General features: G+C 33.7%; 14 protein-coding genes. 11 read left to right on the forward strand and 3 right to left on the reverse strand.

The genetic code is table 11. The features are described 5' to 3' along the window. Nucleotides 1-171 precede the first annotated feature (171 nt). The 7 genes from AC1PU0_RS02695 to AC1PU0_RS02725 all read left to right on the forward strand — a co-directional run bounded on the left by AC1PU0_RS02695 (nucleotide 172) and on the right by AC1PU0_RS02725 (nucleotide 8,651). The gene (locus AC1PU0_RS02695) at nucleotides 172-1,212 is read left to right on the forward strand and encodes a WxLIP family cell surface protein (protein WP_206848534.1); all 1,041 of its coding nucleotides are present in this window, start codon (nucleotides 172-174) and stop codon (nucleotides 1,210-1,212) included. A 606-nt stretch (nucleotides 1,213-1,818) separates the two neighbouring features. Further along, nucleotides 1,819-3,294 (forward strand): helix-turn-helix domain-containing protein, encoded by a 1,476-nt coding sequence (locus AC1PU0_RS02700; RefSeq protein WP_206848536.1) that lies wholly within the window; start codon nucleotides 1,819-1,821, stop codon nucleotides 3,292-3,294. A 276-nt stretch (nucleotides 3,295-3,570) separates the two neighbouring features. After that, nucleotides 3,571-4,122, forward strand: coding sequence for a winged helix-turn-helix domain-containing protein (locus AC1PU0_RS02705; protein WP_206848538.1), 552 nt, complete (start codon nucleotides 3,571-3,573; stop codon nucleotides 4,120-4,122). Between the two features lie 51 nt (nucleotides 4,123-4,173). Then, on the forward strand, nucleotides 4,174-5,304 hold the full coding sequence (locus AC1PU0_RS02710; RefSeq protein WP_206848539.1) for a glycerate kinase family protein: 1,131 nt from the start codon (nucleotides 4,174-4,176) through the stop codon (nucleotides 5,302-5,304). A gap of 246 nt (nucleotides 5,305-5,550) precedes the next feature. Further along, entirely contained in the window at nucleotides 5,551-6,231 is a 681-nt protein-coding gene (locus tag AC1PU0_RS02715; RefSeq protein WP_069653900.1) for an ABC transporter ATP-binding protein, read from the forward strand. Then, entirely contained in the window at nucleotides 6,232-7,515 is a 1,284-nt protein-coding gene (locus AC1PU0_RS02720; RefSeq protein WP_206848541.1) for an ABC transporter permease, read from the forward strand. Between the two features lie 194 nt (nucleotides 7,516-7,709). Then, a complete protein-coding gene (locus AC1PU0_RS02725) occupies nucleotides 7,710-8,651 on the forward strand; it encodes an NADP-dependent oxidoreductase (RefSeq protein ID WP_069653898.1) in 942 nt (313 codons plus the stop codon). Between the two features lie 45 nt (nucleotides 8,652-8,696). On the opposite strand, the gene AC1PU0_RS02730 is transcribed toward AC1PU0_RS02725, so the two are convergent. Continuing rightward, nucleotides 8,697-9,005 (reverse strand): ArsR/SmtB family transcription factor, encoded by a 309-nt coding sequence (locus AC1PU0_RS02730; protein WP_069653897.1) that lies wholly within the window; start codon nucleotides 9,003-9,005, stop codon nucleotides 8,697-8,699. Between the two features lie 103 nt (nucleotides 9,006-9,108). Between AC1PU0_RS02730 and AC1PU0_RS02735 the strand changes: the two genes are divergently transcribed. The 4 genes from AC1PU0_RS02735 to AC1PU0_RS02750 all read left to right on the forward strand — a co-directional run bounded on the left by AC1PU0_RS02735 (nucleotide 9,109) and on the right by AC1PU0_RS02750 (nucleotide 11,752). Beyond that, the gene (locus AC1PU0_RS02735) at nucleotides 9,109-9,747 is read left to right on the forward strand and encodes a nitroreductase family protein (RefSeq protein WP_206848543.1); all 639 of its coding nucleotides are present in this window, start codon (nucleotides 9,109-9,111) and stop codon (nucleotides 9,745-9,747) included. Between the two features lie 11 nt (nucleotides 9,748-9,758). Next, nucleotides 9,759-10,124: a DUF1304 domain-containing protein gene (locus tag AC1PU0_RS02740; protein ID WP_069653895.1), complete on the forward strand. Its 366-nt coding sequence runs from the start codon at nucleotides 9,759-9,761 to the stop codon at nucleotides 10,122-10,124. 161 nt (nucleotides 10,125-10,285) lie between these two features. Further along, on the forward strand, nucleotides 10,286-10,882 hold the full coding sequence (locus AC1PU0_RS02745; RefSeq protein WP_069653894.1) for a nitroreductase family protein: 597 nt from the start codon (nucleotides 10,286-10,288) through the stop codon (nucleotides 10,880-10,882). Nucleotides 10,883-10,906: 24 nt separating this feature from the next. After that, nucleotides 10,907-11,752, forward strand: a complete 846-nt coding sequence (locus tag AC1PU0_RS02750) for a VOC family protein (protein ID WP_206848547.1) — start codon at nucleotides 10,907-10,909, stop codon at nucleotides 11,750-11,752. A gap of 1,025 nt (nucleotides 11,753-12,777) precedes the next feature. On the opposite strand, the gene AC1PU0_RS02755 is transcribed toward AC1PU0_RS02750, so the two are convergent. Beyond that, on the reverse strand, nucleotides 12,778-13,176 hold the full coding sequence (locus AC1PU0_RS02755; protein WP_206848548.1) for a pyridoxamine 5'-phosphate oxidase family protein: 399 nt from the start codon (nucleotides 13,174-13,176) through the stop codon (nucleotides 12,778-12,780). A gap of 200 nt (nucleotides 13,177-13,376) precedes the next feature. Continuing rightward, nucleotides 13,377-13,793 (reverse strand): hypothetical protein, encoded by a 417-nt coding sequence (locus AC1PU0_RS02760; RefSeq protein WP_206848549.1) that lies wholly within the window; start codon nucleotides 13,791-13,793, stop codon nucleotides 13,377-13,379. Between the last annotated feature and the right edge of the window lie 148 nt (nucleotides 13,794-13,941).

The raw sequence follows: 13,941 nt of genomic DNA on the forward strand, positions 1-13,941 counted from the left end.
AAAATAATTGGGAATTCACGGGAATTGTTCTTCAAATTTCCGTGAATTCAAGTTTGTTTACGAAGAGGTTACCTCAGTTTCAACCGTTATTCGCATGTAGTATGTGAAATAAAAGAGATTTTTACTCTTATCCCACACACTTAAAAAAATATATAGAAGGAAAATAACAAAATGAAAAAAGGTATAGCGAGTCTTTTAATGTTAACAACAATGTTAGTATCGTTTCTGCAACCTAAAGAAATGTATGCAACTGAAGAAAATTCTCAAGATGGTTTTTCTATAAATGCACAAATACCAACAAATCAAATCGATAAAAATAAAAATTATTTTGATTTAATGGTAGTGCCAGGGCAAGAACAAGATTTAACGGTGACAATAACGAATGCTTCAGCAACAAAAGAAACGTATATAGTGGAAGTTAATCCAGCTATAACTAGTGCTGGTGGAGTTATTGATTATAGTAAAAAAAATGCAACAATTGACAAGACAGTGCCATTTAGCATTAAAAGTATTGCTAGCATATCCGACAAAGAAATTACTGTTGCTGCACACGGAGAAAAAAAAGTGACTATTCATCTGTCTGTTCCAGAAAAAGAGTTTGATGGAACTGTTTTAGGAGGAATCATTGTATATAAAAAAAATAGTTCAGACTCTTCAAGCAAACAGAACGAAAATGGTGTACAGATAAGAAATATATATAAATACGTACTGGCTATTAGCTTGAAAGAAAATGACAAAAAGATTGTTCCAGAACTTAAATTAGCAAGTGTATTTCCAAAAGAAAGTGACTATAAACCCGTTATCGTAGCAGAATTATATAATCAGAAACCCGTAGTATTAGGTTCAATAGATTTAGTGGCTGACATCTACAAAGAGGGGCAAAATAAAGCATACATTCACCATGAGAATAAAAGTTTGTTGATGGCACCAAATTCTAAAATGAATTATGAATTTGGATTAGATGGAAATCGATTAAAAGCAGGTAATTATACGATTGATATATCAGTAAAAGCTGAAGAAAACAAGTATTCTTGGCATTTTACTAAAAAGTTTACTATCAATAAAGAAGAAAAAAATAAAATAAATTCTAATTCTGTGTTTGAAGATTCAGAAGGTACAGATTGGATTCTGATCTCTTTAGTGATAGTAGTAGGAATTCTATTACTATTTATTGCTTATATGATAATAAAAAAGTTTATTGGAAATAAATAAAAAAATTTAAATTAGGTCGAGTAGTTTTTATGACTACCATTTATTTAAGAATAACTATCGAAACCATTCTGTTTAAGAAATTTATTTTCTATATTACGTGTTAGTTTATTTAATTTTTTGTTAACTTTGTCTATTAACAATTTAAATTTATTGATTGGGCAGATAAGATAATTTTATCTTTTTATATAAAACGATACTATTTGATTTGTTAGGTTATTAAAAAATCAAGATTGAAAAACGACAGTATATCATAATGTTTATATTTAGTTTAATATGCTGTTTTTGCATGTGTGGCACATTAAGGAAAAAGATCAACGAACATCCTATTTTGGTAGCAGGTAGTTGGCAAATGGTTACAATACCAATATAGGAAGTAAAGATAGAAACAATTGATACAATTCAGGCTAAATACCATCATTAAAGGGTTATCTATTAACTAAAAAATTCTATATAACTATTATTAAAGTTACTACTATTTTATACTATTAACATTTAATCTGAAATAAAATTGTTATATTATGATGGAGGTTTTGAGAGTTATCATAGTACGATTCAGAAACATATTCTAGGTATGTTAACTGATATTTTATATGGAGGATAGTGATTATGTCACAAAGTTTTATTGATGCTAAAGATCAAAAAAAATTAGATATATTTAAACACATACTTTTTTCGGATAGCGGTAAAACTATGAAAGAATTGCTTCACCACTTTGAATTAAAAGATACTACTTTACGTAGATATATCAACGAATTAAAAATAGATTTGGAACAAACATTTGAAGGAGAAGTTAAGCTAGACGAAATAATAAATAGAAAAATAATAGTAAGAAATCCGTCAGAAATGGCAATTAATTATATAGTATCTATACTTAGATTAAACTACATTAAGAATAGTTTTCTTTATGACATAATATCTTCCTTAACGAGAAAAAACTATATTTCGGTAGATAAGTTAGCTGATGATTTGAATTATAGTAAATCTATTACATATAATAATTTAAGTAAATTAAATGAGTTGTTAGAACCATTTGGAGCAGAATTAGATTTTAAAGATAGCAGTAATTTTTCTGGTAATGAGTTTGGTGTTCGGTATTTTTTGTTTTTATCCTATTGGCAAATGTATGACATCATAGAAATGCCTAAAGTATTTGGATTGGCTAGACAGGAATATATAGATAGTGATTTTATAATTAAAACTATGGGGTTAAGTGAAAATCTAACAGTCACACAAAAATATCAATTAATGTTGCTATCTTGTATTACCTCTTATCGTTTAAGGTTTTCAAAACAAATTAGTATAACACAAGATTTTATTGATGATATAGAATTTTTTTATGATGGAAAAATTTGTCTGAATCTTAACATTGATACTAAAACTCTAGAGAACGAATCAAAAATCTTCAGTTATATGGTGCGCTTTTTTGTATTTGACGTTGATACACTTAAAAGAAAAAAAGAGATTGTCGAAAAGTTTAAAAACTCAGAACTAGAAATTTCAAACGCTGTAGATTTTGTATTGTTCAAAATGAAATCAACTTTTTTCTATGAATATAAAAATGAAAACTATGTTAACTCCTATTACTTTCTTATTATCACAATCATTTATTATAAGTATTTTCAAATTCATGTTGATAACTCTTTGAATGATTCATTGAAAAATAATTTAAAATTACTTAAAAAGAAAAAATCATATCTTACCGTCGCAGATAATTTGAAATCGTTTGTTCAATACTTACCTAATACAGATTCTTTGAGTACGCTTGGAGAAGATGTACTTGTAGCGATTTTGTACACTATATATGAAATGAATTCTAAGGTGAAACCTGAAAATATTTATATTGCACACACCGCTAACATCTTTAACTCAGTTTATTTAAAGGCAATGATTTCAAAAATTTTTACTGACAAAGTAGTAAACTTTTGTGACAGTCCAGAGGAAGCTCAAATAATTATTTCCAATAATTTTGAGTCGGTTAACTCTGGAAAAAAATTTTTTTATTTTGAAGATATTTACAATAAAGATACTTGGGATGGACTAATCGTATTTTTGTCTGGTCATTTAAATGAGAGCTTTTTCTGATAGGTGGTAAACGACTATTAAGATATAATTATTTAAATATTGAAAATAATTAGTGGAATGGTCAAGCTCAACTTTTTTAATTGTATATTTTTTAGTTTTTTCGAATGAATATACTACATGTGATTATAGGAGTGTGTTTTAATGTTTTGTGCTTATATTACTAACTTCATTGGAAGTCAAGAAGAATGGGAAAACATGAAAATGAGTTTACCTTCTCATTGGAAAATTTCATGAAAAGATGGAGTACAATCAAAAGATACCGATTTGATTATTTTAATGGAAAACGGTGACGATCAGGTAAGTGAAACATGTGTCAAATTAATAGAGATCAGAAGTAAAGCAAATGCGTTAATTTGGATATGGTCTACATCAAATAGCGATAAAAGTAAAAAAATATATTTAAAGTTAGGTGCAGACGGTATAGTTAAGAATCAGCTGAGTACTGAAGAAATATGTATGATAATCGATAACTCTATGAAACAACATAAAAAAAAATACGATTATGAGAAAAAATATGACCAATTTGAGAAAGGTCTGAAAATAACTTTAGACCCAAGAAATAGGAGTATAACCACGGAAAATGATCAAGAAATTCAATTAACGAATAGTGAATACAAATTGATGGATATACTTTTCGAAAATAGAAAAAAAACGGTAACTTACGAAGAAATTTTCCAAAGCATTTGGCCGCATAATGAAGAATCTGATAACAATTATTATCGAATAGCTAATTTGATTTGCCATCTTCGTAAAAAGTTAGAAGGAACGTTTGGAGATTCCAGAGTGATTCAAACTATACGATCAAAAGGATATAAATTGAATAGTTAGTTATAAGGATAACAAAAAAAGGAACATGGAGTAAACGATGGAGGAACGACAATGAATGTTGTAACAGCGATTGATTCTATGAAAGGATCCTTATCTAGTATTGAAGCAAATCAAATTGTTACCAAAGTCTTTTCCGAGCAAGGACATCTAGTCAAAGCCATTGCCATTGCAGATGGTGGTGAAGGGACAGTTGCAGCGGTGATCAAAAATGGTGATGGCCAGAAAATCCCAGCAGAAGTACACGCTTTAGACGGTCAAATCGTGACTGTTGAATTTGGTTGGTTTAGTACCGAAAAGATAGCTGTGATCGAATCTGCTGCGGCTTCGGGGATTCAATATTTAGATGGTACACTGGCGACCCATCCACTCAATACCTCCACATATGGTACTGGAGAATTGATTTTAGCAGCCTTAAATCAAGGGGCTAAAACAATTATCATCGGCTTAGGCGGAACAGGGACAATAGATGGCGGTATCGGATTACTAAGTGCTTTAGGTGTTGAGTTTTTTGATCAAGACAATCAGTTGTTATCTGCTAAAGGAAGCAATGTAGCGGCCATTGATCATTTTTCTGTAGAACATTTAGATTCACGTTTAGCAAATACCTCATTTTATAGTGCATCAGATGTCACGAGTCCATTACTAGGTGAAAATGGGGCTGTTTATATGTTTGGCCAACAAAAAGGAGTGGCTGAAAATGAATTGGCTCAGTATGAAAATGGAATGAAGCACTATCAGGAAAAAGTTTGCGGAACAAGACTTTCTGTAGCCGGAGATGGTGCAGCTGGGGGACTTGGTTTTGCAATCAGGGTGTTTTTAAAAGGCGTGGTTCAATCAGGTTTTGCCTTTATTTCAGAACAAACAAACTTAGAGGAAGCGATCAAAACAGCTGATTTAGTGATTACGGGTGAAGGGAAAATGGACAACCAAAGTTTACAAGGGAAAGTTCCTATTGGTATTGGACGGATCGCAAAAAAATATAAGGTTCCAGTTGTGGCGTTTGTGGGAAGCTTTACTGGAGATCAACAGCTTTTTCGAGAAGAAGGTATTTCGGTGATTGTGCCAATGGTCGATCGAATAACAACATTGGAGGAAGCGATGAATAATGCGGAAAGTAATTTAGCGAATGCTGCTAGGCGTACAGTGCAACTCTTGACTCTAATGGAGAAACCACTTACCTAAAAAGTGTTCCCGTCGTTTATTCGCATTTAGGATGTGAGACAAAAGTGATTTTTCCTTTTGTCCCACATCCGTTTTTTTTTATCTCCGCCTTAAGTTCGTCAAATATAGGTCTTAAGTACCATGACAAGGACGGTGTATTCCTTCAAAATGATAAGAGAAGTAGGAGGATAAATGTTGAAAGGGCGAACAATCAGTTAAACACAATTTTGTAGGTAGCGTAGAATGAGAATCAGTGGAGGGGAAAACATGTCTGTAATCGAAGCAAGAGGTATAAAGAAAAGTTACGGCCGCAATGAATCAAAATTTGATGCATTAAAAGGCGTGGATCTAAAAATTGAAGAAGGTGAATCCGTTGCGATCATCGGTAAAAGTGGATCAGGTAAATCAACATTTATGCATATTTTAGCATTATTAGATAAACCAACTTCTGGAGAAATTTTATTAAATGATCAAAACGTAACAAGTATCAGTAAAAAAGAATTAGACAAAACTAGAAATAAACAATTTGGTTTTGTGTTTCAGCAATTTTTTATGAATCCAAAAGATACTGTGTTAAATAACGTGATGTTACCGCTAAAAATCGGTGGCATTTCAAATGGCAAACGCAAAGAAATGGCGCTTGAAGCACTGAAAGCTGTGGAATTAGACGATAAAATCAACAATAAAGCCAATAATTTATCCGGTGGTCAAAAACAACGAGTCTGTATTGCACGTGCGTTGGTAAACAATCCTAAAATTATTTTTGCAGACGAGCCGACAGGAAATCTAGATTCAACAACAGGGGATAAGATTGAACAGCTGTTATTTGATTTGAACAAAGAAAAAGGGATCACGCTGATTATTGTCACTCATGATCCAGACCTTGCAGCACGCTGTGATCGACAAATTCATGTGCGTGATGGATTAATTGTAGGAGGGGATGAGTAGATGAAATTTAGTGATATTTTAAAATCAGCCAGTTCCAATTTAATGCGTAATAAAGGGCGAACGATTCTAACGATCGTAGCTATTTTTATAGGTGCATTTACCATTTCACTAACAACGGGTGTCAATATTGGCGTTAATGATTACATCGACAAACAAGTCGGAAGTGTTGGCGGCCAAAATCAAATCATGATCCAGCCTAAAATGACTGGAGGAACTAGTGAAGACGGTGAACCACAAAAGTATGATGAAACGAAAAAAACAAGCTCAATGCAACAACAAGAAGCGTTAGATAGCAAAGACCTCGAAAAAATCAGAAAGATTGATGGTATCAAAAGCGCAGAAGCAATGAAATCTGTTTCAACTACTTACATTACAGGAGAAAACAATGAAAAATATGTGTTTTCAGGAATGCCAATGGTAGAAGAAATAAATGTAGACCTTGAAGCAGGGAAAGAACTAGATCAAAAAAGTTCAGAATTACAACTCAATTTAGCACCAGAATACGTGAAATCTTTAGGGTACAAATCAAGTGAAGATGCAATCGGTAAAACGGTGAAAATTGCAGCACCTTCTGCGGCTACTGGAGAAGAAAAAGTAGTCGAAGCGACTATCGTTGGAGTGCGTAATACGAGCTTGATCCAAGGCGGAATGTCTTTAATGAACCGTGCTCTTGTTGATGAAATTTCAAAAATCAACGAAGAAGGCTTACCAGCAGCGATGACCGGTCAATACGGTTTGATCATGGGTGAAATGAGCAAAGATGTAAACAAATCAGAAATCGCAGATGTAAAAGAACGTTTGGACAAAGCAGGCTACATGGGACAAACAGTTGAAGACCAAATTGGTATGATTCGTAATGTGATCAATGCGATTACAGGCGTCTTAACGATGTTTGGGGCGATTGCATTACTAGCAGCTAGCTTTGGGATCATCAATACATTGTACATGTCCGTGCAAGAACGGACTAGAGAAATCGGTTTAATGAAAGCGATGGGACTTAGCAGTGGGAAAGTCTTCACGATCTTCAGTGTAGAAGCGGCTTTGATTGGATTTTTAGGTTCACTTCTAGGTATTTTAGGAGCTGTTGGTGCAGGTGCATTGATAAATCAAGTCGCAGCGGATTCATTCTTAGAATCCTTGTCAGGCTTTACGCTGATTCAATTCTCGGCTTCTTCATCTGCTGTTATTATTCTAGTAATCATGGGTATCGCATTCCTTGCAGGAACTTTGCCAGCTAGAAGAGCAGCTAAATTAGACCCAATTGAATCATTGCGTTATGAATAAGGGTTACATTACTGAGGCTGGGACAGAAGGGATTGCTTCTGCTCCCAGCGTTTATTCCCATTTAGGGTGTGAGGCAAAAGTGATTTTTTACTTTTGTCTCACACCCATTTTTTGTAAGCATATTTTTTACCTAAATGAAAAAGAAGGAGTATACTAAGTTCACATTTTAATTTAAAGACGGAGGAATTATAAATATGAAAGCAGTAGTGATTAATCAATACGGCAGCAAAGATGAATTAATTGAACAAGACGTGACCTTACCTGAATTAACAGAAAACCAAGTACTTGTTAAAGAGCATGCAACCTCTATCAATCCAATCGACTGGAAATTGAGAGAAGGCTATTTAAAACAAATGTTTGACTGGCCATTTCCAATCATTTTAGGCTGGGATGTTGCAGGTGTTATCACAGAAGTCGGTAGTGGCGTGACGGATTGGAAAGTCGGCGATAAAGTTTTCGCTCGTCCAGAAACAACCCGATTTGGTACGTATGCAGAAGAAACAATTGTTGATGACCATTTATTAGCGAAAATTCCTGAAAATATCTCGTTTGAAGAAGCAGCAGCTGTTCCTTTAGCGGGTTTAACGGCATTACAAGCACTATTTGACCATGGAAAACTTCAAAAAGGCGAAAAGGTGTTGATTCACGCAGGTGCTGGGGGTGTAGGAACGTACGCGATCCAATTAGCGAAACAAGCGGGGGCGTACGTTATTACAACAGCGAGTGAAAAAAATCATGAACTACTCAAAAAATTAGGTGCAGATGAAGTGATTGATTATCATACGACCAATTTCGCAGAAGTCTTAAGCGATATCGATGTAGTCTTTGATACAATGGGCGGAGAGATTCAAAAAGCTAGTTTTTCGGTACTAAAACCGAACACAGGACGCTTGATTTCAATTGTTGGGATCGCAGATGAAGAAGTGGCGAAAGAAAAAAATATCAAAGCAGAAAGCATCTGGCTTCAAACGAATGGAAAACAATTACAAGAAATTGCAGAATTAATGGCTTCAGGCAAAGTAGTGTCAGTGATCGGAGAAGTATTTCCTTTTTCTAGACAAGGTGTTTACGATGCACATGCATTAAGCGAAACCCACCATGCAGTGGGAAAAATTGTCATTAAAATGGCGGACTAACCACACAACAAACCGTCCTCAGCAAAGAAAAATGTTGAGGACGGTTTATTTGGTGGTGTTTCCTGCTCTAAAGCGAATCAATTCAAGTAAGCCAGGTAATTCTTGCTGGATGTATTCTTGATTTAACACATATGTTTTGGTTGTTCCTAGCTTGATTTCTTGAATCAGCTGAGCATCCTTAAGCAATTTTATATGGTGAGATAAAGTGGATTTTACAATATTGTATTTTTCTGAGGTAATCCGTTTTTCACCATCAAGTAACAAGCAAGTAAGGATATTCAAACGGATTGGGTCACTGACTGCTTGTAGCGCTTGAAGAACAGGATCCTGGTTGTCGGTCGATTTATTTTTCATAAACAGATTATAACACAAACATTCTACTTTACATATTGCTGAGAGCGTGCTATATTTTTAATGTTCGAAAAAAATCGAACAAAAGGAAGAAATGAGGGATATTATGGAAAACACATATAAAGAAAATAATTTCGATACGATCATGAAAGGGAGAAGATCAATTCGTCATTATGACCCGACAGTTAAAATCAAGCGCGAAGAGATGGAGCAAATCATTAATGATACGGTTAAAGCACCTTCTTCTGTCAATATGCAACCTTGGCGTTTTACTGTGGTTGAAAGTGATGAAGGGAAAGAAGCCTTAGCACCACTTGTTCGTTTTAATAAATTGCAAAATGAAACATCCGCTGCAATGATCGTGATTTTTGGCGATCTAAACAGTTTTGAACACGCAGAAAAAATTTATGGTACTGCTGTTGAACAAAACCTAATGCCACAAGAAGTCAAAGACCGCCAACTAGAAGTATTGAGTCCTTTATTTGAGCAAATGTCGACAGAAGATAAAAAAGAAATGGCGATTATCGACGGTGCTTTAGCAGGAATGAACTTAATGCTTGTTGCGCGTGCTTATGGATATGATACAAATCCAATCGGTGGGTTCGAACGTGAAAAAATTGCAGAAGCCTTGGGAGTGGATAAAGAACGTTACTATCCGGTCATGATCGTTTCAATTGGTAAAGCAAATGAAGAAGGTTACCCTTCGTATCGACTGCCAGCAACTGATATCACAACCTGGAAATAGGAGGAGCAAGCATGCAAATCATTCCCTTCGTGTTAGCCGTTATTGTTGCAATTGAACATTATTATATAGTGTACCTAGAAATGTTTCAGACAACTTCACCTGCAGCACAACGTTCATTTGGATTAGAACAAGAATTTTTAGAAGATCCCCGAGTACAAATTCTTTTTAAAAATCAAGGATTGTATAATGGATTTTTAGCAACAGGAATTTTATGGGGCGCCTTTTTTGCTTCAAATAGTTGGAGTGTTGTTACATTTTTTATTGTGTGTGTGATTGTGGCCGCAGTTTACGGGGGAATGACCTCTTCGAAATCAATTCTATTGAAACAAGGTGTACCAGCAATTATCACGTTACTAGCATTAATGATTTTTAAATAATCAAAGAAAAGTTTGAGACAAAATCCATTGTCTTAGGCTTTTTATTTTTCATTTAAAAAAAACTTATAAAAAGTAAGTCAAAACTCTTTACTTACTTTTAGTAAGAGGTTATACTATGAAAGTAATCAAAAAAGAATTCGAATCGAAAAGGAGCAATACACATGACAGAATTTACTCAAGCATTAAAAAAACGTCGTTCAATCTACTCTCTAGGAAATAAACTTCCTCAATCACAAGAAGAAATCAAAGCGTTAGTCAAAGAAGTAGTGAGAGAAAGCCCAACAGCATTTAACTCACAAACACAACGTGTGGTTTTCTTATTCGGTGATGCACATAAAAAATTATGGTCAATCACAGAAGAAGCGTTGAAACCTTTAACACCAGCAGAAGCTTTCCCAAATACACAAGCTAAATTACAAAGTTTTGCAGCTGGAACAGGTACATTGCTTTTCTTTGAAGATATGGATATTGTTAAAAACTTACAAGAACAATTTGCCTTATATGCAGATAACTTCCCAGTTTGGTCAGAACAAGCAAGTGGTTTAACACAAGCAAACGTTTGGACTGCTTTGGCTCAAGAAAACATTGGTGCAAACTTACAACATTACAACCCAGTAATCGATGAAGCAGTAGCAAACGAATGGTCAATTCCAAGCAGCTGGAAATTAAGAGCGCAACTTGTTTTCGGTTCAATCGAAGCCGAAGCTGGCGAAAAAGAATACATGGAAGATAGCGCACGTTTCCTAGAATTTAACTAATTAACGCAAATGGAGGAGAGAAGCATGGCGGTCACACTACCTAAAGAAACGATTGTAAAACAAGTGAAATTGAACGTACAAAATCTGGAGAAAATGACAGAATTTTATACACAGATGATTGGACTTGTTTTACTTAAAAAAGAACTAAAGACAGCTTTCTTAGGTGCACAAGATTCTTCGGAGGCAATCGTTGTGTTGGAAGAACTTGTTGATCCTATGGTAAAAGATAAAACGACGGGATTGTACCATACGGCTTTTCTCTTACCTTCGCGTAAAGATCTAGGCAATAGCTTAGTGTGGCTACTACAAAACAATAGTGAAATCGGCGCGGCTGATCATGGTTACAGTGAAGCGATATATTTAGCTGACCCAGAAGGGAACGGCATTGAAATCTATCGTGATAAGCTGATGACTGAATGGGACATTCGTAAAGATGGAGAAATCATCGGTGTGACGGAAGAGCTAGATGGAGACGCTGTTGTTGCAGCAGCCGATGGAAAATGGTTAGGTATGGCACCTGGATCAAGAATCGGGCATGTTCATCTACAGGTTGCAGATTTAGAGGAGACGGAGACGTTTTATGAAAAACTTGGTTTTTCGTTGAAATCTAATTTTGGCAGACGTGCGAAATTTTTCGCAGCAGGCGAGTACCATCATCATATTGGGACGAACACTTGGAATGGTGAACATGTGGCTCTAATTGGTGAAAATCAGTTGGGCTTGGCGTGGTATACATTCCAGTTGCCATCTAAAGAAGCGTTTCAGCTTTTTAACAAACAACTTGATGAAACATCTGTTGAATATGTGACGGTAAATGAGCAAGTAATGATACAAGATCCAAATGGGATGCAGATTAAGTTTGAGTATTAACTGGAGAGAGTCAACTTCTTAATGGAGGTTGGCTTTTTTCATTGCGGTTTGATTAAGTCGTGACTTATTAAGATAGAAGAAATGAGAATTGCGTTGAGAAATTTTTTTCTATCACAGTATTTTTTGCTAATTTGATTAGAGTTAGTATAGCTAGAAATTCCATTAACACTGTTAGATGCAGAATAGTTCAATAGAAACAAAGCGGGTAAGAAGGACTTTTGAAGAGATTCTTCAGCTTTTGAGTTCTTTTATATACGCAGACTTCTTTTAAGCTGTTATCCAAGAATAATTAGGTTTAATAATGACTAAATATTGCGTATTTTTTCTAGGTATTTTACTAGGGGAATTTTATAGGAAAAGAACTTTTTTACTTTAAGTTTTTTATAAATCTGTAAGTGCTTATTCATAGTGCAAAATACTAATGACAATGAATTGTTCTTGAAGTGTAGTATAGATTTGAGAATTGCTTATTCAGATTAAAGTATTCTTCCCCAGTGAAAGATTCCTATTATAGAGTTGTCTAATCCGTTGGTTTGAGAAGATAACATACTCATCAATTGTAATTTCAGAAGTTTGTTTTTTATCAATATTGATTTTCTATTGCTTAGATAGGGGATTTTCCTAGTAAAAATTTTAGTAAATCCAAAATAGATTATTGATGGTATAGAATTCGAATTGCAATGAATCGATCTTTAAGTATGGCTTAGATGGGGCGAACTAGTTTTATGTTAAATTATTTTTCCCAGTGAAAGTTTTCTTTTGTTGAATGTGTTTAATCCGTTGGTTAGTGAAGAGTGTATGCTCATTCAGTATAAATTTAGAGTTTTGTTTTATCTAAGGAATGACAAAAGATAGGATAAGATTGAAAAAAGCAATGGATAAGTAATTTGAGAATGACCTAAGGAATTTCTTATTTTAATTGATTTTATGAAGCTCAGTTCTGTAAAAATCTTGGTATTCTTTCTATTGGTTTGCATAAAAAAAGATGTCGATGATTGCTCACCAACATCAGAAAATATAGAGCCTTATTTACCACTATATTTTTTTATTTTTTCTATATCAAAACTTAGTGTTTCAAATAATAAAATACACGGATTCTTATAGCTTAAGTTAGAATCATATCTCTTGTAATCTTCCGATATATTTGTAACATCATCTAGTTCAACTAGTGTAAATGTACCCTTTAAGTTAAGCATTGTGACATATCCAGCATCAAATTCAGCATAACAAGCTATTGCCGCTTTTGGATTGGCTTGTATATCTTTGACAATATCAGTATTTTTATCTAAATAAAAATACAAGGTTACAAAACTGAATCGGCTCATAATCGATTGCAAAATCAACGTTTTTGGAAATCCATTCTCGTTAATTGTTGAAATACCATATGCGTGTGTATGTTCTAAAATAGTTTCTGCAGTTACCATAGTTTTCCCTCCATATGAATCGTAATTTTAACATAGAAAAAAAGCGAAAAAAAGACCCTATATAAATTAAAAGATATTTTTAATTTATATAGGGTTCGAAGAGAGGCAGACGTCTGTTAGTTCCTAACTATCAATTTAGATTGTGTGTATTCCCCCTTTCTTTAAGACACATAAGGAGTAGTCAATCTCAATAATGATAGTTATTTCTGTTTTAAAAAATCTAATAGATCATTTAATCTTACAAATTTCCAACGCCAATCTGCCCATACAATGATACCTTCCTTCTGACAGTACCAAGAAAGAAAATCTTCGTTCAATTCTTGACGTATTTGCTCTAATAAACCTAAGTCCGTTTGAGTATGTGTTATTGACTCACCAATCAACTTTAATTCATCCTCGATGGATTTTAATTTCAGTCGAGTATATTTTTCAAAACTATCATTATATTTACTTTTTTTTAATCTTTTTTTAATTAAATCGACACCATTATCTGAAATAAAGACCTGTCCATTTTCATACATAATCTCATTTTTATCAATAAATTTTTTATGGTACTTGATAACGTCTTTACTAACCTCTAGATTTTTCGCAATATCAGACATTTTTTTCCAACACATACAAACACTCCTTAAATAAATCTTAATATTTTTTTTACTAGTAAAAAAAATTATATCTGTTTTAATTAAAAAAAATTTACTAGTGGAAGGAATCCGGATGACCTTTAATACTAGTTTTAAAACTGGTGAAAAAATTTTTTTTAGATAG

The organism is Enterococcus sp. XAF26B05_ASV22 (assembly GCF_056727285.1).

Excerpts from the sequence above, each read along its gene's own strand:
- AC1PU0_RS02695 (WP_206848534.1), top strand. The coding sequence starts at position 172 with ATGAAAAAAGGTATAGCGAGTCTTTTAATGTTAACAACAATGTTAGTA.
- AC1PU0_RS02700 (WP_206848536.1), top strand. The coding sequence starts at position 1,819 with ATGTCACAAAGTTTTATTGATGCTAAAGATCAAAAAAAATTAGATATA.
- AC1PU0_RS02705 (WP_206848538.1), top strand. The coding sequence starts at position 3,571 with ATGGAAAACGGTGACGATCAGGTAAGTGAAACATGTGTCAAATTAATA.
- AC1PU0_RS02710 (WP_206848539.1), top strand. The coding sequence starts at position 4,174 with ATGAATGTTGTAACAGCGATTGATTCTATGAAAGGATCCTTATCTAGT.
- AC1PU0_RS02715 (WP_069653900.1), top strand. The coding sequence starts at position 5,551 with ATGTCTGTAATCGAAGCAAGAGGTATAAAGAAAAGTTACGGCCGCAAT.
- AC1PU0_RS02720 (WP_206848541.1), top strand. The coding sequence starts at position 6,232 with ATGAAATTTAGTGATATTTTAAAATCAGCCAGTTCCAATTTAATGCGT.
- AC1PU0_RS02725 (WP_069653898.1), top strand. The coding sequence starts at position 7,710 with ATGAAAGCAGTAGTGATTAATCAATACGGCAGCAAAGATGAATTAATT.
- AC1PU0_RS02730 (WP_069653897.1), bottom strand. The coding sequence starts at position 9,005 with ATGAAAAATAAATCGACCGACAACCAGGATCCTGTTCTTCAAGCGCTA.
- AC1PU0_RS02735 (WP_206848543.1), top strand. The coding sequence starts at position 9,109 with ATGGAAAACACATATAAAGAAAATAATTTCGATACGATCATGAAAGGG.
- AC1PU0_RS02740 (WP_069653895.1), top strand. The coding sequence starts at position 9,759 with ATGCAAATCATTCCCTTCGTGTTAGCCGTTATTGTTGCAATTGAACAT.
- AC1PU0_RS02745 (WP_069653894.1), top strand. The coding sequence starts at position 10,286 with ATGACAGAATTTACTCAAGCATTAAAAAAACGTCGTTCAATCTACTCT.
- AC1PU0_RS02750 (WP_206848547.1), top strand. The coding sequence starts at position 10,907 with ATGGCGGTCACACTACCTAAAGAAACGATTGTAAAACAAGTGAAATTG.
- AC1PU0_RS02755 (WP_206848548.1), bottom strand. The coding sequence starts at position 13,176 with ATGGTAACTGCAGAAACTATTTTAGAACATACACACGCATATGGTATT.
- AC1PU0_RS02760 (WP_206848549.1), bottom strand. The coding sequence starts at position 13,793 with ATGTGTTGGAAAAAAATGTCTGATATTGCGAAAAATCTAGAGGTTAGT.